Annotated in this window: 21 protein-coding genes; 6 read left to right on the forward strand and 15 right to left on the reverse strand. The window is 54.2% G+C overall.

What is annotated here, in order from left to right; genetic code table 11:
* The first annotated feature begins 303 nt into the window (after positions 1–303).
* Positions 304–1,389, forward strand: a complete 1,086-nt coding sequence (gene hppD, locus DAQ1742_RS20180) for a 4-hydroxyphenylpyruvate dioxygenase (RefSeq protein WP_035338862.1) — start codon at positions 304–306, stop codon at positions 1,387–1,389.
* Positions 1,390–1,502: 113 nt separating this feature from the next.
* Here hppD and DAQ1742_RS20185 read toward each other — a convergent pair whose 3' ends face one another.
* On the reverse strand, positions 1,503–1,889 hold the full coding sequence (locus tag DAQ1742_RS20185; protein ID WP_035345584.1) for a winged helix-turn-helix transcriptional regulator: 387 nt from the start codon (positions 1,887–1,889) through the stop codon (positions 1,503–1,505).
* A gap of 140 nt (positions 1,890–2,029) precedes the next feature.
* On the opposite strand from DAQ1742_RS20185, the gene DAQ1742_RS20190 reads away from it, so the two are divergent.
* Positions 2,030–2,641, forward strand: coding sequence for an NAD(P)-dependent oxidoreductase (locus tag DAQ1742_RS20190; protein WP_035338860.1), 612 nt, complete (start codon positions 2,030–2,032; stop codon positions 2,639–2,641).
* Between the two features lie 108 nt (positions 2,642–2,749).
* Here DAQ1742_RS20190 and DAQ1742_RS20195 read toward each other — a convergent pair whose 3' ends face one another.
* The 9 genes from DAQ1742_RS20195 to DAQ1742_RS20235 form a co-directional block, all read right to left on the reverse strand.
* The gene (locus DAQ1742_RS20195; RefSeq protein WP_035338858.1) at positions 2,750–3,229 is read right to left on the reverse strand and encodes a GNAT family N-acetyltransferase; all 480 of its coding nucleotides are present in this window, start codon (positions 3,227–3,229) and stop codon (positions 2,750–2,752) included.
* A 98-nt stretch (positions 3,230–3,327) separates the two neighbouring features.
* Entirely contained in the window at positions 3,328–3,726 is a 399-nt protein-coding gene (gene arnF, locus DAQ1742_RS20200; protein WP_035338857.1) for a 4-amino-4-deoxy-L-arabinose-phosphoundecaprenol flippase subunit ArnF, read from the reverse strand.
* On the reverse strand, positions 3,723–4,061 hold the full coding sequence (arnE, locus tag DAQ1742_RS20205) for a 4-amino-4-deoxy-L-arabinose-phosphoundecaprenol flippase subunit ArnE (protein ID WP_035338855.1): 339 nt from the start codon (positions 4,059–4,061) through the stop codon (positions 3,723–3,725). Before arnE ends, arnF begins: the two co-directional genes overlap by 4 nt.
* Entirely contained in the window at positions 4,058–5,707 is a 1,650-nt protein-coding gene (gene arnT, locus DAQ1742_RS20210) for a lipid IV(A) 4-amino-4-deoxy-L-arabinosyltransferase (protein WP_035338853.1), read from the reverse strand. The genes arnE and arnT overlap by 4 nt, the downstream gene beginning before the upstream one ends.
* Complete coding sequence (gene arnD, locus DAQ1742_RS20215; RefSeq protein WP_035338851.1) at positions 5,707–6,606, reverse strand: 4-deoxy-4-formamido-L-arabinose-phosphoundecaprenol deformylase; 900 nt, start codon at positions 6,604–6,606, stop codon at positions 5,707–5,709. Before arnD ends, arnT begins: the two co-directional genes overlap by 1 nt.
* Positions 6,607–6,619: 13 nt before the next feature.
* Positions 6,620–8,611, reverse strand: a complete 1,992-nt coding sequence (arnA, locus tag DAQ1742_RS20220) for a bifunctional UDP-4-amino-4-deoxy-L-arabinose formyltransferase/UDP-glucuronic acid oxidase ArnA (RefSeq protein WP_035338850.1) — start codon at positions 8,609–8,611, stop codon at positions 6,620–6,622.
* The gene (arnC, locus tag DAQ1742_RS20225) at positions 8,608–9,591 is read right to left on the reverse strand and encodes an undecaprenyl-phosphate 4-deoxy-4-formamido-L-arabinose transferase (protein ID WP_035338848.1); all 984 of its coding nucleotides are present in this window, start codon (positions 9,589–9,591) and stop codon (positions 8,608–8,610) included. The genes arnA and arnC overlap by 4 nt, the downstream gene beginning before the upstream one ends.
* Entirely contained in the window at positions 9,591–10,733 is a 1,143-nt protein-coding gene (gene arnB, locus DAQ1742_RS20230; RefSeq protein WP_035338846.1) for a UDP-4-amino-4-deoxy-L-arabinose aminotransferase, read from the reverse strand. The genes arnC and arnB overlap by 1 nt, the downstream gene beginning before the upstream one ends.
* A 1,189-nt stretch (positions 10,734–11,922) precedes the next feature.
* Positions 11,923–12,231 (reverse strand): hypothetical protein, encoded by a 309-nt coding sequence (locus DAQ1742_RS20235; RefSeq protein WP_180706197.1) that lies wholly within the window; start codon positions 12,229–12,231, stop codon positions 11,923–11,925.
* A 125-nt stretch (positions 12,232–12,356) separates the two neighbouring features.
* Here DAQ1742_RS20235 and aegA point away from each other — a divergent pair, with 125 nt between their 5' ends.
* From aegA to DAQ1742_RS20250, 3 genes are all read left to right on the forward strand, one after another.
* Complete coding sequence (aegA, locus tag DAQ1742_RS20240) at positions 12,357–14,381, forward strand: formate-dependent uric acid utilization protein AegA (protein ID WP_067487402.1); 2,025 nt, start codon at positions 12,357–12,359, stop codon at positions 14,379–14,381.
* Positions 14,378–14,899, forward strand: coding sequence for a 4Fe-4S dicluster domain-containing protein (locus DAQ1742_RS20245; protein ID WP_035345399.1), 522 nt, complete (start codon positions 14,378–14,380; stop codon positions 14,897–14,899). The genes aegA and DAQ1742_RS20245 overlap by 4 nt, the downstream gene beginning before the upstream one ends.
* 312 nt (positions 14,900–15,211) lie before the next feature.
* Entirely contained in the window at positions 15,212–15,952 is a 741-nt protein-coding gene (locus DAQ1742_RS20250) for a 4'-phosphopantetheinyl transferase family protein (protein WP_067487398.1), read from the forward strand.
* A 57-nt stretch (positions 15,953–16,009) separates the two neighbouring features.
* On the opposite strand, the gene DAQ1742_RS20255 is transcribed toward DAQ1742_RS20250, so the two are convergent.
* Positions 16,010–17,347, reverse strand: a complete 1,338-nt coding sequence (locus DAQ1742_RS20255; protein WP_067487394.1) for an NCS2 family permease — start codon at positions 17,345–17,347, stop codon at positions 16,010–16,012.
* Between the two features lie 284 nt (positions 17,348–17,631).
* Between DAQ1742_RS20255 and yieH the strand changes: the two genes are divergently transcribed.
* Positions 17,632–18,297 (forward strand): 6-phosphogluconate phosphatase, encoded by a 666-nt coding sequence (yieH, locus tag DAQ1742_RS20260; RefSeq protein ID WP_035345396.1) that lies wholly within the window; start codon positions 17,632–17,634, stop codon positions 18,295–18,297.
* 10 nt (positions 18,298–18,307) lie between these two features.
* Here yieH and DAQ1742_RS20265 read toward each other — a convergent pair whose 3' ends face one another.
* The 4 genes from DAQ1742_RS20265 to phoU all read right to left on the reverse strand — a co-directional run bounded on the left by DAQ1742_RS20265 (position 18,308) and on the right by phoU (position 21,751).
* Positions 18,308–19,060 carry an amino acid ABC transporter permease gene (locus DAQ1742_RS20265; protein WP_035345394.1) on the reverse strand — a complete coding sequence of 251 codons (753 nt, stop codon included), beginning with the start codon at positions 19,058–19,060 and terminating at the stop codon, positions 18,308–18,310.
* Between the two features lies 1 nt (position 19,061).
* Positions 19,062–19,808, reverse strand: a complete 747-nt coding sequence (locus DAQ1742_RS20270; protein WP_051124151.1) for an amino acid ABC transporter permease — start codon at positions 19,806–19,808, stop codon at positions 19,062–19,064.
* 138 nt (positions 19,809–19,946) lie between these two features.
* Positions 19,947–20,783, reverse strand: a complete 837-nt coding sequence (locus DAQ1742_RS20275) for an ABC transporter substrate-binding protein (protein ID WP_035345391.1) — start codon at positions 20,781–20,783, stop codon at positions 19,947–19,949.
* A 236-nt stretch (positions 20,784–21,019) separates the two neighbouring features.
* Positions 21,020–21,751: a phosphate signaling complex protein PhoU gene (gene phoU / locus DAQ1742_RS20280; RefSeq protein WP_035345388.1), complete on the reverse strand. Its 732-nt coding sequence runs from the start codon at positions 21,749–21,751 to the stop codon at positions 21,020–21,022.

The raw sequence follows: 21,751 nt of genomic DNA on the forward strand, positions 1-21,751 counted from the left end.
AAAACGGATTGCGCACTAGCGCCATTGTGCTGAAAAGGAGCTGTCACCGGCAGTGGCCCGAAGGTCATTTATCGATATATTTGGGCCAGGTTGTTATTTATCATTACGCCGTGATTAGAAAATAACGTCTGATTCAGTCAGTCATCAATTAAATATTTACAATCGAAACTACTTCGTTTTTTATTTTTAAATTTAAAATAAGAAAAAATTGCTACCAGAAAATGATTGTTCAGGATAGTATTTATTCTGAAAAAGCCAGCATTGGTTTATTTACACCACTCCTTTATGGACAAAGGAAATAATATGACTCATTTATTCGATAACCCTCTTAATCTGAATGGATTCGCCTTTGTAGAGTTTGTTACCGGTTCACCAGAAACTCTGTCTTCACTCTTTATTTCTCTCGGTTTTACTCGCGTTGCGCACCATCGCCGCCGGGACATCACGCTATTTCGACAAAACAATATTAACTTTCTCATTAGTCACTCAACGTCTGGTTTCCCTCACACCTTTTTACAAGAGCATGGTAGTGGTGCCTGTGGCGTCGGTTTTTATGTAAACGATGCGGCACAAGCTTATGAGCAGGCACTCCAGTCTGGTGCTAAACCGGCGGTTCAGGGCGTCAATCACGGTGAAATCATGGTCCCGGCAATTGAAGGTATTGGCGGCTCTCGTATTTATTTCATCGAAAAATACTCGGATGACCTGGATGTTTTCGATATTAATTTTGACTTTATCTCCGGTGTAGAAAGAAAGCCAAAAGGATTTGGCCTGCATACACTTGACCACTTAACCAATAATGTCTATCAGGGCAGAATGGAATATTGGGCTGAATTTTATCACCGGATATTTAATTTCCAGCAAATTCGTTATTTTGATATCGCAGGTGAATACAGCGGGCTGCACTCCAAAGCCATGATGGCCCCCGATGGGAAAATTCGTATTCCACTCAATGAAGAAGCGGAAGGGAGCCAGGGACAAATTCAGGAATTTCTGCGCCGCTTTAATGGTGAAGGTATTCAGCATATTGCAATGCAGACAGACAATATTCTGACCACGCTGGATAAACTGCGCCAGGCCGGTGTCCCGCTCATGACTGCCCCTTCCGACAGCTATTACCAGATGGTGGAAGAGCGTCTGCCGGGCCACGGCAGAAACCTTGCAGCGCTACAGTCTCGCGGCATTCTGATTGATGGTAATACCGAGAACGGGCAGAAGAAGTTATTGCTGCAAATCTTCTCAGAAACGCTGATCGGGCCACTGTTTTTTGAATTCATCGAACGAGACGGTGACGAAGGCTTTGGCGAAGGCAATTTCAAAGCGCTGTTTGAATCCATGGAGCGTGACCAGCTGGCGCGCGGGGAAATCAACGTCACAGGCGCGGCGTAGCACCACCTCGTTATTTATCGGGGCGGCTCTGGCGAACCACAAGGCCGACCCCAGAGGCGTGCCAGTCACGCTATCCATTAACACGACTGGCGGCCTGCTACCTGTTTTTTACATCAGGCGTTATCCGTTTTTTGCCCATAGGCTTTGCGCGCTTCACAAATGGTACGGTGGTGCGCATCCGCCCATTGCATCAGCGTTTTCATCGGTTGCAGAAAAGAGCGCCCCAGTTCGGTGAGCTGGTATTCCACCCGCGGCGGCACTTCCGCATAAATCGTACGCCGGACAAAGCCATCCTGCTCCAGCAACTTCAATGTCTTGGAGAGCATTTGCCTGGATATGTCGCCAATACGACGCATCAGTTCATTAAAGCGCAGCGTGCCCTCACTCAGGGTTTCCAGCACCAGCAGGCTCCACTGATCGCCAATACGATCCAACACATCACGTATCGGACACGGCTGTTCAAAGACAAAAACCTCTTTTTCAATAACGGATTTTGGCATCGCATACTCCACAATGGTCAGCGTTTGATGACCAGGTAACACAACGGTGACGTCTTGCGCAGCAATCGGGCTTTACGCATAATCCCCCAATGGTCTACATATTAGACCTTTCCCCTAATGAAGACTATAAGGAATGGAACATGGCTCATATTGCACTGATCGGTGCCTCTGGCAACGCAGGCTCACAGATTCTAAAAGAGTTGTCCGACCGTGGTCATCAGATAACCGCGATTGCGCGTCATCCTGAGAACATCGTCTCGCTGCCTGGCGTTAGCGCTAAAAAAGGGGATGTGTTTGATGCCGCCGGGCTGACGGCGTTGCTGGCTGGCCACGACGCCGTCATCAGCTCCGTCCATTTTACCAGCAGCGATCCGCAGATTCTTATCGACGCCGTGCGCGCGGCAGGAGTGAAGCGCTATCTGGTGGTCGGTGGTGCCGGTAGTTTGTTGGTCGCACCGGGTCAGCGTCTGGTAGATCAACCTGGCTTTCCAGAGGCTTACAAAGCGGAAGCCACCAAAGGTGCCGATTTTCTCGAACTGCTGAAAACCGTCAACGACCTGGACTGGACGTTCCTGTCGCCGTCCATGATGTTTATCGACGGTGAACGTACCTGCACCTTCCGTCTTGGTAAAGACGAGCTGTTGACCAACGAACAAGGCAGCAGCATCTCTTTTGCAGACTACGCCATTGCCTTGGTGGATGAAGTGGAAAAACCGCAGCACATCCGCCAGCGCTTCACCGTTGGCTACTGAGTCACACTCAATGTGGCAGGGACAACATTCCTGTGTCCAGGCGATGTCCCTTTTCCCTCGGCAGGCGGCGGGTTTTCCGCTGCCTGTTTTTTCCGCCACGCCCCTGGATTATTCCTGTGCGACCTGTAACAGACTGTCGCCTTCCAGCCGGTAACGAATCCACTCGTTTTGCGGCGCTGCGCCCAAACTGTTGTAGAAATCAATGGCAGGCTGATTCCAGTCCAGCACACTCCACTCCAGCCGTCCGCAACCGCGTTCAACTGCCAGACGCGCGATATATTTCAGCAATGCCTTGCCCGCCCCATAACCGCGATAGTGCGGCGAGACATACAAATCTTCCAGATAAATACCGTTACGCCCAAGCCAGGTGGAGTAACTGGTGAAAAATACCGCAAACCCGATAGGTTCACCGTTCCATTCACACATCAGCGCTTCGGTACAGGCACCTTCGCCAAACAGCGTTTGCTCAATCTCCTGCTGGTTGGTTTTCACCTCGTGCAGCGCTTTCTCATACTCGGCCAGTTCACGAATAAAATTCAGAATGGTGGCGGAATCCTGCTGCGCCGCCCAACGGATACGTAAGCTCATAAAAAACGTCCTGTGAGTCAAAGCGAAAACGATAACCGGGAAGCGGGCAATGGAAAAGAGAAACCCGTGCCGCCCGGTATCGTCGTGTCAGGCAAGTGTCAGGATTTATCATTCAGACGTGGCGGATGGCGGCTACACACCAGCCAGACACCGCCAATAATCAGCGCGATCGCCAGCAATTTGCCGGTGCTGAAGGTATCAGGGAAAATCGGCAGCGCCACCGCCAGCCCCCACACCAGCACGTAGCTGAGGCTTAACAGCGGGTAGGCGCGGCTCAGCGGTAAAAAACGCAGCGCATTAAACCAGCACAGCATTGATAACGCATACGCCAGCAGCCCGGCGAACACCGCGGCAGCGGCCAGCGGCAATGCCAGCGCGGCGAACATAAATGGCAGCGGTTCGGTCAATTCCGGGAGCTGGGACATCCCCCATTTCATCGATAATTGTGCCGCACTCACCAGCAGCACACTCAATAATGCCCATCCATAGCCTTTCACACGCTCACTCCCATCAGAATGACTCCGAGCACAATTAGCACAATCCCCACTGACTGACGCACGCTAATCGCTTCCTGCCATAGCCAGCGCGCCGCCAGCGCCACCAGAATAAAATTCAGGCTCAACATCGGATAGGCCACACTGACAGCCACACGCTGCAATATCGCCAGCCACAGCAACATCGCCAGCCCTAACAACAACACACTGATGCCCATCCACAGCAAAATATGTGTACGCCGGGTGCCGCCGCCCTGCCAGCTTGCCGCCTGTTTTTGACTGAGCTGGCCTGCGCAGGTGAGTAAACTGACCAGCAAAATCAACGCATAATCGGTCATTGCTGGCGATACCACAGCAAGGCAACGCGCCCCTGCCGGTAAGTATTGTCCGCCGCAGGTACACCGACTATCGGATCATTTTCCGAAGAGAACATCAGCACCAGCGAGACATTCCCCTCACGCCGATGAGCCGCCAGCCAATCGGCAAATGCCGCTTTAGATACCATTCGGTGAGCGCTGTCCGGGTATGACAAGCCATACTCCAGCTCACCCGTATTGTCATACATCAGGATATCGCTGCGCTTTTGCTCCCAGGCGATAGCTGATGCCATCCCCACGCTGTCGGCCAGAATATAGCGACTCTGCGAGAGCGGCGAGGCCACATTACGCACAAACCACTGTGGGTTCTTGGTTTCCACCACGCGCTGGGGGATTGCCATGCCTATCAGCAATGCAATACCCAGCGGGCAGGCCGCCGCCCAATACCAGCGTGTTGGGGCGCGCAGCAGCGTCCATCCCCCCACCAGCGCCCAAAACAGGAATCCCGCGACACCCAGCAGCACTTTCGTGGTTTCTTGCGGCTGATAGAGCGGGCGACCCATTCCCCACGGAGCCAGCACCAGCAGCACAACCAACGCGCACAGCAGGCCGAACACCAGATTGATCCAGCCATTGATGGTTAACAGGCGATGGTTGAGTAGCGTGGTGGCGCGCCGCGCCATTAACAGCGCCAGCGGCGCAAAGCACGGCAGAATATAGGTTGGCAGTTTCCCTTTGGCGACGCTAAATAACAGGAACGGCATCACCGCCCAGCTCAATAAGTAAAACACGCCGCGCTGCTGGTGGCGCTCACGCCAGCCAAAGCCTAACGAGGCAGGCAACAGCGCCAGCCACGGCAGCGCACCGGCAACCAGAACCGGCAGGTAATACCAGAATGGCGCTTTGTGCTGTGCATTTTCCGAATCGGCAAAACGCTGAATATGCTCGACCCAAAAGAAATAATGCCAGAAATCCGGCTCCTGACGCGCAACCGCCAGCGCCCAGGGGAGCGACACCAGCACCGCGCTGACAATCGCCAGCGGCCCATACAGCAGCACCTCTTTCCAGCGTTTTTCCAGCGCCACCCACGGCAGCACCGCTATCACCGGCACCGCCAGCGCCAGAAACCCTTTGGTCATAAAGCCCATGGCGCACACGACCCCCAGCAGCAGGTAGCCGCCGACCTTGCTGGCGCGAGTGACAGCCTGCGTCGCCGCCCAAAAGCTGCACATGGCCGCTGCCAGCCACAGCGTCACTATCGGGTCGAGCACCGCATAGGTGCCGATGCCGTAGACCAGAAAACAGCTCAGGTAAATGGCCGCCGCCAGCAACGAGGTTCGCCGGTGTTGCCATAAGCGCTCCGCCAGCCAGTAAACCAGCAGCGCGGTCAGCAGAATCGAGAACACCGCACCGGCGCGCACCCCGGCATTGTTATCACCCAGCAGCCACTGGCCGATACTGTTCACCCAGTAACCGGCAATCGGTTTTTCAAAATAGCGAATGCCGAAAAAATGCGGCGCTACCCAGTTGCCACCGGCCAGCATTTCCCGGCTGATTTCCGCATAGCGGGTTTCATCCGGCTGCCACAACAGGCGGCCATTGAGCGGAATAAAGTAATAAAGCAGCAACAACGCCGCCCACAGCGTTGTCTGACGTGCGTATTTCATCAGGCCGTCTCCCCGGTCTGTTGGCACCCCAGCCAGCCATCGCGCCCGGCAAGGGAGCCGCGCACTACGCGCCCGACGGGTAATGTTGAGAGGTCATCAGGTAACAGTTCACTGAGCGGGCAAAAGCGAATCCCCTCCTGCTCTGCCAGCGCCAGCAGTTCACTAAACTGTGAACTCATGACAATGCCTTCGACTTCGGCATGAATGGTATAGACCGGCGTACCCTTATCCTGATGAATTTTATCGAGAATATAGCGGTTAAATTCTGCCGCGCTGGTTTCGCGCCCCACCGCTTCATCCCAGGTCGGCAACGTCACCGGAATTTGTACCGTACCGGTGCTGCCGTCGTTAAGCAGCGGGCGAAACGGTGCCTGGCCGCGGCAATCACTGTTGTAGCGAAAACCGAATGACTGCTTGGCCTCAACCGTGGTTTGGTCTGCCCGCCAGCCCGCCACCGCCGAACACCTTACCGGCTGGCCGGTAATCGACTGCAACGCCTCGTAAGCGAGCCGAGTCTGCTGTTCCATTTTGGCCTGATCCCACACGCCTGCCCAGGTTTGCCAGGCAAAGTGATCCCAGGCGTGCAGCCCTACCTCATGGCGCTTCGCCGCTGCGCGGATAGGCTCCGGCAAGCCACGGCCAATCACCCGGCCCGGCCATGCCGTCCCTGCCAGCAAAATGTCCCAGCCATACAGCGATGCTGCGCGTGAGCGCAGCATTTTCCACAAAAATACAGGGCGAATCAGACGCCAGAGGTGACGCCCCATGTTGTCAGGCCCGACGCTGAAGAAAAAACTGCCGCGAATGTCATACACATCGAGCAACTCCAGCAAACGCGGCACCCCGACTCGGGTGCCTCGCCAGGTATCGACATCAATCCGTAACCCTACTTTTCTCATTCGCAGTCCTGTTTTATTCGCCGTCCTGACTAAACTGCCCGTTCTCAACGGTCTGGAGGAAGAAGTCCAGCGTTTCTGCCACGGTTTTTTCCATCTCAATCGAAGGCTGCCAGTTCAACAGACGTTTGGCATTACGGATGCTCGGTTTGCGGTGCTCCACATCCTGATAGCCTTTGCCGTAGTAGCTGCTGCTTTCCACTTCACGGAAACCGGCAAACGGCGGGAACTGGTTACGCAGCGGGTGCTTCTCAAAGCTCTCCAGCAGCTGTTCTGCCAGCTGGCGAATGCTCGCTTCGTTGTCCGGGTTGCCGATGTTGATGATTTGCCCGTCGCACACACCATTTTTGTTTTCGATGATGCGGAACAGCGCTTCAATCCCGTCTTTGATGTCGGTAAAGCAGCGTTTCTGCCGACCACCGTCCACCAGCTTGATAGGCGAGCCTTCCACCAGGTTCAGGATCAACTGGGTGATGGCGCGAGAGCTGCCGATACGCGCGGCATTCAGGTTATCCAGACGCGGCCCCATCCAGTTGAACGGACGGAACAGGGTGAAACGCAGCCCCTCTTTTTCGCCGTAAGCCCAGATAACGCGATCCAGCAGTTGCTTGGATACCGAGTAAATCCAGCGCTGTTTGTTGATAGGCCCGACGATAAGGTTAGAGTTGTCTTCGTCGAACACCGGGTCGGTAGACATGCCGTACACTTCAGACGTGGACGGGAAAATGATGCGTTTTTTGTACTTCACGCAATCACGGATGGTTTTCAGGTTCTCTTCGAAATCCAGCTCGAACACGCGCAGCGGGTTACGGGTGTACTCAATCGGCGTAGCGATGGCCACCAGCGGCAGCACCACATCACATTTTTTGATGTGGTATTCAATCCACTCAGAGTGAATGCTGATATCGCCTTCCACGAAGTGGAAACGCGGATTACCGAGGAAGCGCTCAATGGCATCGGAACTGATGTCCAGCCCGAACACTTCGTAGTTATCTTCCTGCAACAAACGCTCGGTCAGGTGGTTGCCGATAAAACCATTCACGCCAAGAATCAAGACGCGGGTGCGGCGCTTCACGCTCACCATCGGTGAATTATTGAGGATGGCACCCGTCACCAGGCCAAGGCTTTGAGCCAGTTGCGAACCTTGCAGATAAATACCGTTATCGCCCTGCCCGGTCACGATTTCCAGCGCATCGCTACCACAGGCGACCACCAGCGGCGAGGTACTGAGCACCGTACCCGGTTTCGCCGCCGGGAAATCGGTACGGATTTTGGTCTGCCAGATAATAAATTTGGTGGTGCCGACGAAGCTGAACGCGCCCGGCCACGGTTCCGTCACCGCGCGCACCAGGTTAAACAGCGCACGCGCCGGTTTCTGCCACTCAATGCGGCCATCTTCCGGGGTACGGCGGCCAACATAGGTGGCCTGGCTTTCATCCTGCGCGGTTTCCTGTGCGTTACCGGCTTTAATGGCCGGCAGCGCGGTTTCCAGCACGTTGCGGGCGGCATCACGCAATTTATGGTGCAGACTGAGCGCGGTATCGGCATCGTCAATTGCCACGCTGTGCTGGGCAACAATGTTACCGGCGTCGGCACGCGCCACCATGCGGTGCAACGTCACGCCGGTTTCGGTTTCACCGTTAACCAATACCCAGTTCAGCGGCGCGCGGCCACGGTAGCGCGGCAGCAGCGAGCCATGCAGGTTGAATGCACCGCGCGGCGCGCTTTGCAAAATGGCATCGCTCAACAGGTTGCGATAATAGAACGAGAAAATCACGTCCGGCGACATCGCCGCGATACGCTCAACCCACAGCGGGTGGTTGACGTCTTCGGGCGCAAAAACCGGAATTCCCAGCTCCGCCGCAGTACGGGCAACCGATCCAAAGAACTGATTTTCCGCTGGATTATCTGCGTGGGTAAACACCGCTTCTACGGTATAACCCGCTGCCACTAACGCGCGGAGTCCCACGCAGCCGAGATCATGATAGGCAAAAACAACTGCTTTCATTCTTCATTGTCCTGTTCAGAAAATCGTGGATCGTTGCCAACAATACGTTGAATAAAATAGCGGGGACGGGCGCGGACATCGTTATAGATGCGTCCGATATATTCGCCCAACAGCCCCATACCGACGAACTGTGCGCCGATAAAGGTAAACAGCACGGCAAACAGCGTGAATACGCCATCCGCCGCCCAGGCCGCGCCAAAAAACAGCCGCAGCAGGATAAGCAACAGCGCCAGCGTAAAACCGGAGATGGCGATGATGCTGCCCACCACGCTCAACAGACGCAGCGGCGTGGTGGTCAGGCAGGTCACCAGGTCGTACATCAGGTTAATCAGCTTCATGAAGCTGTATTTCGAGTCGCCAAATTCACGCTCTGAGTGGCGCACCAGAATCTCGGTGGTACGACGGGCAAAGGTATTGGCGAGGATGGGGATAAAGGTGCTGCGCTCATGGCAGTGCAGCATGGCATCGATAATGTGGCGGCGATAGGCACGCAGCATACAGCCGTAATCGTTCATCGCCTTGCCGGTCGTGTGCTGAATCAGGCGATTGATCATGCGCGAGGCGGTTTTACGAAAGACACTGTCTTGCCGGTTCTCACGAATGGTGCCCACCACATCAAAGCCTTGATCGGCGGTCTCCACCAGCCGGGGGATCTCTTCCGGCGGGTTTTGCAAATCAGCATCCAGCGTAATGATAAGATCGCCCGAAACATGGCTAAAGCCAGCCATAATCGCCGAGTGCTGCCCGTAATTACGATTGAGGATCACCGCAATCACGCGGCTACCCGGCACTTGCGCAGCTTCAGTCAGCAATTCGGCAGAATTGTCGCTGCTGCCGTCATCCACCAGCAGAATTTCATAATCGCGGTTAAGCTGCTCGCAGGCATGTGTGGTGCGGCGAATTAACTCCGGCAGGCTCTCTTGCTCGTTAAATACCGGGATAACTACAGAAACTTTTTTGATAGCGTCCATTTCCAGCATCAGCGTTTCCCCGCCAGTTCAGTTAACGCATCCACCACCCGGTCCACATCCTCGTCACGCATATCCGGGAACAGCGGCAAAGAGCAGATGCGCGCGGAGTTCCAGTCAGAATTCGGTAAATGCACATCAGGAAAACGTTCGCGGTAATACTTCTGGGTATGGGCGGCGCGGAAATGCAGGCCGGTGCCGATATTGCGCGCTTTCAGTTCCTGCATCAGGCCATCGCGGTCAATGCCACAGCGTGCTTCGTCCACCCGGATAATGAACAGATGCCAGGCGTGCTGATGCGGCCAGTCAGGCAGTGACAATGGCTCAAACGGCAAATCAGCCAGTTTTTGCAAATAACGCTGTGCCAGCTCGGCGCGGCGCGCATTGTTAGCCGCCAGTTTATTGAGCTGCACCAGCGCAATCGCCGCACTGATATCCGGCAGGTTGTACTTAAAGCCCGGCGACACCACTTCAGCCTGCGGTGCGCGCCCTTGCACCATACGGTCAAACGCATCCACCGCCAGGCCGTGGAATTTCAGACTGCGAATACGGTTCGCCAGCGCATCATCATCCGTCACCACCAGGCCACCTTCGGCACAGGTCATGTTTTTGATGGCGTGAAACGAGAAAATGGCCGTGCCTTCATGACCAACATGACGGCCACGGTAGTAGGTGCCTGCCGCATGTGCAGCATCTTCAATCACCGCAATGCCATGACGACGGCCAATCTCACGGATGGCGTCGATATCTGCCGGGGCACCGGCGTAATGCACCGGAATAATGGCTTTGGTTCGCGGGGTGATAGCCGCTTCAATCGCCTGCGGCGTGACCATCAGGTTATCGCGGTCCACATCAATCATCACCGGCTCGGCACCCAACAGCACAATCATATTCAGGGTGGACACCCAGGTCAGCGATGGCGTTATCACCTCATCACCCGCGCCGATACCCAGTGCCATTAACGTGACATGCATTCCTCCGGTGGCAGAACTGACTGCAATTGCATGTTTTGCACCGGTTAGTGCGGCGAACTGTTGCTCCAGTTCCTGATTTTTGGGACCTGTGGTAATCCATCCCGAACGAAGAACCTGCCCGACCGCAGCGAGTTCTTCCTCACCTAATGCAGGGCGTGAGAAAGGTAGAAAATCAGCCATGTAAAAATTCACTCTCAGGTTAACTCTATGATTACTGGCGCGAAAAAGGCGTCCGATGCGTCAGGGGACATGCCACCCGCCATCAGGGTTCGAGTCAGGGAATAAACGCGTTAAGAGGAAACCACATCTTGAATCCTTATGAAGAATCAGTAGAAGAGCGATAAATGACAAGAAGATGACCACCGAGCAACAAAACAGCTGCCAGCCAACAACATGGCAATCACTCAGGCAAGCCTCTCTTCCGGCTGACGCCGTCAGAACGCTATCCACAACCTCTTTCATCCGGTTATTCAGAGCCTATCCCATAAGGCGTATTTTTCGGCCATGATGAAACAACGGGCTTTCACGCTGCTCGCATACACCACGCTCTATACGCGATTTCTGCAAGCTGCCCGTTTCCACGCAGGCTTCGCCAATAACTTCGTTGGAATAAGCACGTCGTGGTGATCATAACGAACATTTCTTAGCTGAATATTAAGAGCCCGATCATCAAACACTCAACGCGCCAGGCTATACCCAAATCCCTTGGACATCGCCAGCTCGCTTCAGTTTCCTCTTTTACCGGCTTATCGTCTTTGCCAAGAGGCATCCACAAGAGATGTCACCGGCAAAAGAGTAGCAAGCGATGTTTAAACCCACCGTCAATATAATAGCGTTGCCACACTACCACCAATTAAGCGTTCGTTTCATATATATCCGTCATACTTCATATTACAACCGCATGATGTTACGCCATTTCCGCCCCATGACGAGGGCGGCATAGCATCACCCGCCCATTCCCGCCACCGGGCCTTAAGCAACGGCAGATGTTATTCTGCGGATAGACTGACTGTAACCAAACGAAAAATAAGCTTTTTTTTCGTGATGCACATCACATTGAAATCAGAGCAAAAGAATAATTACGATTTCTTGCAATATTATTTAATGCATTATTAATGCCCTTTACACGTTAATTCATCAAAACCACTTATCTTGCTATTAAAAATCAGCCGGAAAGCAAAATGATTAAGTTTGCTTACCACTCTCTGTACTGATCTCATATTTCTCTTTTATTATCATTGACAAAGAATAGTAAAAAACAGCCATCTGGCAACGCTGAAATACTATTTTTTGCCACACGGGAATGAAAATAATCCTCACTTTCGATATCACCTGAAACGATAATTACGCCCAGGAATTGCACGATAAATTAGCCATTCACTCTCTTGAGGCAGCCCCTCGCACTCACAAGGCCGTTTTTTTGATAAACGCCCGAAAATTTCTGGTTATTTTTACCCCATATTCTCTGTTCTATATCAAGATTTCCCCACTGCTGAGCCGCTAGGATGAATCCAGAGCGGTGTTTGGGTGCCCTTAAAACACGCTCAAAAAATGAGGGGATCGCTATTTTTTCTCCTGACGAGACAGGTAACAGCCCCTTTTCAGCATCACTTGCCAAGTGACCCGCTAAGGCTGGTAACACCCGCATCGCCTGCCAGTACAGGCAGCCGGTACGCACCAGCCCGCCATCGACACAGACACCCGCTGCCGCTCTGGTAAATCACTTACCCGATGAGGCCAAGGCTTGCCTGACGATAGACAGCGGCTCATCTATATACCCAGTAGTACATGTCGGGAGAGGATATGAATCAGTTTGTTATCGCCAATGCGAAGGATTGTATCGGCTGTAAAGCCTGCGAAATTGCCTGTGTGATATCCCATAATGACGGGTGTTACCCACAAAACAGGCAGGATTTTCACCCACGAATCAAGGTGTTTGGCAAGGCAGAACAGCATACTGCGGTAACGTGCCGTCACTGTGAAGACGCCCCCTGCGCCAGCGTCTGCCCGACCCGGGCACTGGTCAAAAAACAAGGCGGCGTTCAGCTACTGGCCGAAAAATGTATTGGCTGCAAAACCTGTGTGCTGGCGTGTCCGTTCGGCGCTATCAGCGTTGAAACGGCCGCACAAAGCGGAACCGCAGCACACAAATGCGACCTGTGCCTCGACAGGCCACAAGGTCAGGCCTGCGTAGAGGCGTGCCCCACCAAGGCACTGCACGTTGTCAGCGAATCCGCGCTCGAAGAACAGCGGCGCGCCAAACAGTTGCGTACCGCACAAACGGGCCTGCCCGGCACCATGCGCGGGACGCCAACGCTGGCAAGCGTGTCATGCCACCCGCTGGATAGCCATAAAAACTGGCCACGCCGCGAAGCGGTAAAAAAACCGCTGACACAGCGAAAAACCACCTTTGACGAGATTTATCACGGGTTCAGCCCGGAGCAAACCCACGACCAGGCCAGTCGCTGCCTGCACTGTGGGCAACATGCCATCTGTGAATGGACATGCCCGCTACACAACAATATTCCCGCGTTACTGGAACTGGTACAGCAAGGGCGCATTCTTGATGCGGTTGAATTGTCGCACCGGACCAGCAGCCTGCCGGAGATTTGTGGCCGGGTCTGCCCGCAAGACCGGCTGTGCGAAGGAGCCTGTACCTTAGGCAAAGGCTTTGGGGCCGTCACCATCGGCAATATCGAGCGCTACATCACCGATACCGCCATTGCGATGGGTTGGAAGCCTGATTTAAGCCATGTCGCGGCCACAGGCAAACGGGCGGCGATTGTCGGCGCAGGCCCGGCAGGTTTGGCATGTGCCGATGTACTGGCGCGCCACGGCGTTCAGGCGGTCGTGTTTGACCGTCACCCGGAAATCGGTGGCTTGCTGACGTTCGGTATTCCGGCGTTCAAGCTGGATAAATCCGTGCTGACTTACCGGCGTAACATGTTCAGTGCCATGGGTATCGAGTTTCGGCTCAATACCGAAGTGGGGCGCGATATCAGCATGACGCAGCTACTGGCAGAATTCGATACCGTGTTTCTCGGCGTCGGCACCTACCGCTCAATGAAAGCCGGTCTGGAGCATGAAGACGCACCCGGTGTCTACGATGCGTTGCCGTTTTTGATTGCCAACACCAAACACGTTATGGGACTACCGGCCTTGCCGGATGAGCCTTATGTGTCGATGGCGGGGAAACGGGTCGTGGTGCTCGGCGGCGGCGACACCGCCATGGATTGCCTGCGTACCTCGATTCGTCAGGGAGCCACCGCGGTGACCTGCGCTTATCGTCGTGACGAGGCCAACATGCCCGGCTCTCGCAAGGAAGTGAAAAATTCGCGTGAAGAGGGTGTGGAGTTTTTATTCAACGTACAGCCGGTTAAAATCTGCCTGAATGATGAAGGTGCGGTGTGCGGTGTCAGCCTGATCCGTACCGAAATGGGCGAGCCGGATGCCAGTGGCCGTCGCCGCCCTAAACCGATTGCCGGTTCAGAGTTTATTCAGCCTGCGGATGCGGTGATAACCGCCTTTGGTTTTCAGAGCCACAGTATGCCGTGGTTGCAGGATGCACACATCGCGCTGAATAACTGGGGGCACATCACTGCCACACCTCATGATGCACAGAACACCGCCGGTACAAGCCAGCCTTGCCAGACTAACCATCAGCGCGTGTTCGCCGGCGGTGATGCGGTGCGCGGAGCTGACCTGGTGGTGACGGCTATCGCCGACGGGCGTTACGCCGCACAAGGTATGCTGCATGTCATGGGCATTGATGTACAAGACATGTCGTTGCCCGTCACCCCGGTTCAGCCACGGGAGCGCCTGTCATGAATTCGTTTGTGATTGCCGATGCCGCCAAGTGTATTGGCTGCCGTACCTGTGAAATTGCCTGCGCGGTTGCCCATGCGGGCGACCAACAAAAATTGCATAAATCGCATTTTTTTCCGCGCCTAAAAGTAATAAAAAATGCTAACGTAACGACGCCTGTATTGTGTCATCAATGTGAAAATGCACCATGCGCCAACGTTTGCCCGCATGATGCACTGGTGCAGCATCAAAATAGCATTCAGGTTATTGCATCACGGTGTATTGGCTGCAAAAGCTGCGTGATAGCCTGTCCGTTTGGTGCCATTAATGTGGTCGCCCGTGCAACTGATGACGGCCAATGCACATCCGGCAGTGACGTCCATAAATGCGATCTGTGCATCGGTGTTGCGCAAAGCCCATCCTGTGTGCGGGTTTGCCCCACCTCAGCACTCAAACTCGTCACCCCAGAAGCAATAGCCGAACAGGTTCATGAGAAGCAACAGCGCTCTGCCTGGCCCCGTACGGACATTCCTCTGCGTTGATTAAGAGACCCCGTGAAGGGCAAGGCGTTCACGGGGTCTCTGTTCACAGATCACTCAATGCACTTCTCCAGCCAGAGGGGGTGTGGCAGGATGTGATGCAGCCCCGACTTTTGTTTCAATTAAAATAAAATCAGTTTTAATGAAAAGTGCGTTTTGACGTACTCTGCACTGGCAGAGATAATTATCGCCGATTTATCCGCCAGTTTTTCTTTGTCACAGATTTTTGTCTGGCGGTATGCGTCAGCAATGACTTCGCATCGCAGTATTCTACTAAAAACTATCCGTTTTTTTCGTTGGCATCATGGAGTGAATATGACCTGTCATTTCGTCAGGTGGGCAAGCACGGAGGCGTTACCCGATCTGCAACGGTTATCGGATGACCTGATTTCATCCACGCACAGCTTTTCCGTTAAGCGCCGCGAGCGCTATCTGAAAGGCCGGGCACTGTTGGCAGAAATGATGTTTTATTTTTTCGGTTACCCAGTTCTCCCGCCATTAATGGTTTCGCCAAACGGCAGACCCTGTTTTGTTGACCCCCATCTACCCGATTTCAGCCTTGGCTATGCAGGAAATACCATCGCCATCCTGCTCAGTGAAGAGGGAAAAGTCGGTATGGATGTTGAAATTATCCGCGTCTGGAGTCGTGAAACGCCCACTCACCTGCAAACCCAGACTCACGCGGAAAAAGCCTGGATTGACGCCCAGCTAGACCCGCTCGAAGCCGCCACCCAACTGTGCACGATTCGTCAGTCGGTGCTAAAAATCCCCGGCTTTCACGCCGGAGGGCCGGAGTCATTAAAGCTGCACCCGGCTTCCGGCCGACTGCGTTCCCGGCACATACCGGAGGTGGAAGTGGTGAGCGATATTGACGACTACCTGGCCTGGGCCTGCGCCCACACACCGAGACTGGATCGTCTGGTGATGTGGAATTACACCTCGGCCTACGGTATGCGTAAAAGCGGTGAAATCGTGCACCAGCAGCGTCAGTCGCGGCGGTACATCAAATTAAGCAGCCATGCGACGGAAAACGCGTCTGCGCAATACGTGATGTAACAAAGGAAAAAAGGAAGGAAGAAAAGCGCGAGCCGGGCTGCCCCGGCTCGCTGATGATTAATGGGCGTCGATAAAGACGATTTTCAGCAGGAATAACACCGCCACCGCGACCACACACGGGCTGATATCACGCCAGCGCCCCGTTGCCGCTTTCATGATGGCATAGGCGATAAAGCCAAACGCAATCCCTTCGGTAATCGAGAAAGTAAACGGCATCATTACCGCAGTAATGAACGCAGGCACCGCTTCGGTCAGGTCATCCCAGCTCACACGCGCCAGGCTTGACGTCATCAATACCCCAACGTAAATCAGCGCACCGGCCGCCGCGTAGGCAGGCACCATACCGGCCAGCGGAGACAGAAAAATCACCAGCAGGAACAGTGCCCCAGCCACCACTGCCGTCAACCCGGTACGCCCGCCAACAGACACGCCAGACGAGCTTTCGATATACGCCGTGACCGATGACGTCCCAATCAATGCCCCGGCCACTGAGCTGATGCTGTCAACATACAGTGCCTGTTTCATCCGCGGGAATTTGCCACGCGCATCCACCAGACCGGCTTTATCCGTCACGCCAATCAGCGTACCGGATGAGTCAAACAGGTTGACCAGCATAAAAGAGAAAATCACGCCAGAAAGCCCCAGATTCAGCGAACCGGCCAAATCGACCTGCCCGACCACGCTGGTGACGCTCGGCGGCATAGAGAAAATACCAGTGTATTTCACATCACCCAGCACCACGCCCAACAGGGTTGTTACGGCGATTGAAATCAGCACGGCGGCATGGATATTGCGATGAGCCAGCACCACAATAATAAAGAAACCCAGCACCCCGAGCAAAACGCCGTGCGAGGTCATTTTACCAACGGCAACCAGCGTTTCCGGGTTAGGCACGATGATGCCCGCATTTTTCAGGCCGATCATCGCAATCAACAGACCAATCCCGCTGGCAATACCAAGACGCAGGCTTTGCGGGATGTTCGCCACCATCCAGTAACGTACCTGAAATACGGTCAGCAACAAAAATCCGATAGCGCCCCAGAAAATAGCGCCCATCGCCACCTGCCAGGGCAGGCCCATGGTGCCGACCACCACGAAGGCAAAAAAGGCATTCAGCCCCATCGCCGGTGCCAGTGCTACCGGTAAATTAGCCAGCAACCCCATAAAAATACTGCCGAAAGCGGCAATCAGGCAGGTCGTGACGAACACCGCTTTGGTGTCCATCCCGGCGGCCCCGAGGATCTGCGGGTTAACGAACACGATGTAAACCATCGTCAAAAATGTGGTGAACCCGGCAATCGTTTCCGTACGCGCCGTAGTGCCATGCTGTTTGAGCTTGAACACGCGCTCCAGCAACCCCTGCGGCGCAGCGGAACCAGACTGAGATTTATCCATGAGAAATAACCTAAAGAAGAAAAAGGAAACAGAATCGCCCGGTATCCTATACCAAAATGCGCAGCAGTTAACGCACCCGGTGGCTTTTTTTTCCCGGTCATAATAATTTTCTATATCTCGCGCCTGATCGCTGCGCTTTCGCTTCCGTTCATGCTGCGAAAACGTTTGTTCATGTTTTCCGATATCGGAAAATTATCCGGCATCACAATCGGCTGTCAGTCAGGTAAAGTGATTAATCACCGCCACCTTATCCCAAAGGGAAGATGCGTTTATGAGGAGTGTGAATGTCGATAATTGAATGTGTACTTTTCGACTGTGATGGCACGCTGGTCGATAGCGAGGTCATCTGTTGTCAGGCTTATGTGAATATCTTTGAACCCTACGGCGTGCAGTTACCGCTGACCGAGGTCATTCAAACGTTTAAAGGCATGAAGCTCTACGACATCATTGAGCGCATCAGCACGCGTTTTGGTTTAACGGTATCCGTTGATCAACTGGAGCGACATTTTCGCGCGGAAGTGGCGCGACTTTTTGATCTCTCACTGCAACCGATCCCCGGAGTCAAAGCGGTTCTGGACGCGCTACAGGTGCCCACCGCTGTGGTGTCTAACGGCCCGGTCAGCAAAATGCAGCACTCGCTGGGCTTAACCGGGTTATTGCCGTTTTTTGGTCAACACATCTATAGCGGCTATGACATTGGCAAATGGAAACCCGATCCCACATTACTGCACCATGCCGCCAGGGAAATGGGCGTGGAGATCTCACGTTGTATTTTGGTGGAAGACTCGGTTTCCGGCACTCAGGCAGGGATAGCGGCAGGCATTCCGGTCTTTTACTACTGCGCGGATGCGCACAATGCGCCCCTCCACCACCCGCGGGTGACAATGTTCCACGACATGGCACAGTTGCCGACGCTGTGGCAACAACAAGGCTGGAAGCTGACATCCTGAGGCTCACGCGTCAGGACGTTGCCTCACGCGGTAAACGTTTTAGGATGCGAAGAAAGCCAAACAACCTGCGGCGCACCGGGGGCTGGGTGGCGTGAAAACGGCGGCGAACATACTGAGCCACCCCTTCCAGAGCCAGACAAAACAAAAAATAGACCAGCGCAATAAACAAAAACACTTCGGCAGGATAGACCATGCTGCGGTTATTGACCTGCGTGGCGAGAAAGGTCAGCTCGCCCACGCCGACAATATAAGCCAGCGAGGTGTCTTTAATCAGCGAGATCCACTGATTAATGAACGAGGGCACCATCATGCGCAATGCTTGTGGCAGCACGATATACCACAGCGCCTGCCAGCGCCCCAATCCGAGCGACAGCCCGGCCTGCCACTGCCCCGCAGATATCGCCATGATCCCAGCCTTCACACCATGAGCCAGATACGCAGAGGCAATTAACGCTAACGCGCACACCACGGTGGTGATAGCCGGAATATCCACCCCAAACACGATCGGGAGTAAAAAATAAGTCCAAAAAATCAGCATGATAACTGGTATAGCGCGGAAAAAACCCAGCACCAGCGCCAATAACGCCCCGCCCAAACCCCGGCTCATCGCCAGCGCAACCCCCAACACCGTGCCCAGCAGCGCCGAGGCACATCCGGCCATCAGGCTTAATGCCAGCGTCAGCGCCGCACCGCCAAGCGGCCCCTCAGGAAACGTCCCCCACATCAGATAACTGAAATTATCGATGATTACCGAGAAATCCATCTTACTTCCCCTTTAGCGCTTGCCGGTGTGAACGCCACATACCAAAGCCTTCCAGCACGGCAATGGCAGCAACGTAGAGCAGCGTCGCCACCCCAAAAGCCTGAAACGTGCGCAAGGTTTCTGTTTCCACCTGACGCGAAGCATAAGAAAGCTCAGCCACACCGATAGCCATCGTCAGCGAGGTGTTTTTTATCACGTTCATGTACTGGCCAAGCAGCGTCGGCCACGCAATTCGCCACGCCTGTGGCAGCACCACATAGCGCATGGCCTGCCAGCCGGTTAACCCGAGCGCACAAGCGGCATATTTCTGGCCGCGCGCGACACCGGCAATGCCAGCGCGGATCTCTTCGGCAATAAACGCACTGGAGTAGAACGTCACGCCCATCAGACCGGCAATAAACTCAAACGACGGCAGGCTAATACCCAACAGCGGCAGCGTGTGCGGAGTATTGAGCCACTGCATGAAGGCCGCTGGCAGACACTGAGGCGCACCGAAATACCAAAAGAACAGTTGCACCAGCAAGGGCGTGTTGCGAAACAGCGAACAATAGGCAACGACCGGCCAGCGCAGCAGAGGGATGCGGCTATCACGCATAGCCGAGAGCCCCAACCCCAGCACGGTAGCCAGCAGTGAGGTTGCCAGCGCTAATCCCAGCGTAATCAGAAAACCCTGCCACAACCAGTGCAGGTACTCTGGGGCAAGCCATGTCTCAGCCAGCCAACGTTGAAAGCGATTATCAGTCATCATCAATAAGAAGGCCCCCGGGATGGGGCCGGGGGCAAGGTTACAACGCCAAATGTTGTGACTATCATCAATATCATTACTGTCTTTTATTTATTACCGGGATCTGCCACCTCCGGCGCTGCGTAAGTGGCAGTACGGGGATCAGGCTTTCGGCTGTTGTGCCAGCGGGGCGATTTTAAAATCACCGCGCGGCTGTGCTGACGGGGTTTGCGGCCCGAACCAGCGATCATAGATTTTCACCGCTTCGCCCTGTTTTTCCAGATTCAGCAGGATGTCATTCACTTTTTCCGTCAGGCGGTCTTCGCCTTTGGGAATGCCAACACCCTGATACTCCTTGGTGATACTAAAGGGCGAAATTTCAAAGTCAGCTTTCTGTGCAGCCGGCAGGTTGCCCAGCAGCCCCACCAGTTTGGCGTCATCCTGGGTGATGGCCTGCACGTTGCCGTTACGCAGTGCCGCAAACGCCAGCGGCGTGTCGTCATAAGAGATCACTTTCGCCGTTGGGTAGTGCTCACGCAAGGTGATTTCCTGCACGGTGCCTTTATCTGCGCCAATACGCAGGTTTTTGATGTCTTCCGGGGTTTTCAGCACGCCTTTGCGGGCAATGAATTTCTGGCCGGTAGCAAAATAGGGCACACTAAAATTCACCTGTTTGGCACGTTCGTCGGTAATGGTGAAGTTGGCGGCGATCAAATCGACTTTTTTCGAGGTCAACAGCGGAATACGGTTAGCCGGGTTCGTCGCGCGCAGCTCCACTTTCACCCCCAGCGCTTTGCCGATAGCCTGCGCCACGTCCACATCATACCCCACCAGTTTTTTGCTTTGCGGGTCAACATAGCCAAACGGCGGGTTACTGTCGAAAACGGCTACGTTCACCACGCCCGCTTTCTGGATGTCATCGAGTTTATCGGCCTGTGCATTACCAGAAAGCGCCGCCAGCCCTGCCAGAAGAGAGAATGCCAACAAAGATTTTTTCATTTTTTATCCGCCTGTAAGCCGTTGTGCCTAAACGATGATGAGTTCATAAACGATTGTTAACTCAATAAATGCAGGCTAACAGCGGCGCTCGCCCACCGGAAATAACATAAATACCCATAATATGAACTTATGTTCTATCCGGCTTCAGGCAAGCTTGGGTGACAACGCGGCAATGGTACATAACTAATGACAGCGCCCCACGAATGCAGGGCGCTGGAGATAAAACAGCGGGATCGTTATTCCGGTTTGCCTGCGTCTTTTTGCGCCAGCATTTTTTCCAGCGCATCACCGCCGAGGTGGCGGAAATCCTGGCCTTTAACGAAATAGAAAATGAACTCGCAAATGTTCTGGCAACGGTCACCAATACGCTCGATGGAGCGGGCACAGAACAGGGCGGTCAGCACGCTGGGAATGGTACGCGAGTCTTCCATCATGTGCGTCATCAGTTGACGCACAATGCCTTCGTACTCTTTGTCCACTTTCTTGTCTTCCATGTAGATGCGCTTGGCTTCATCCAGATCCATACGCGCAAACGCATCCAGCACATCATGCAGCATCTGCACGGTGTGATTGCCCAGCGACTCCAGGCTGACCAGCAACGGCTGGTGCTGGTGGGAAAACTTCTCCAGCGCGGTGCGGCAGATTTTGTCCGCCACATCACCAATACGTTCCAGCTCGGAAATAGTCTTGATAATGGCCATCACCAGGCGCAGGTCACTGGCGGTTGGCTGGCGCTTGGCAATAATCCGCACGCACGCCTCATCAATGCTCACTTCCATCATGTTGACTTTAGCATCGCCTTCAATCACGCGCTGCGCCAGCTCCGCATCCTGATTGTGCATGGCGGTAATAGCATCCGTCAGTTGCTGTTCCACCAGCCCGCCCATCGTCAACACCTGGGTGCGGATGCTTTCCAGTTCGGCATTAAACTGACCGGAAATATGTTTATTCAGATTAAGATTTTCCAT

It is taken from the genome of Dickeya aquatica, assembly GCF_900095885.1.
GTDB classification, from domain to species: domain Bacteria; phylum Pseudomonadota; class Gammaproteobacteria; order Enterobacterales; family Enterobacteriaceae; genus Dickeya; species Dickeya aquatica.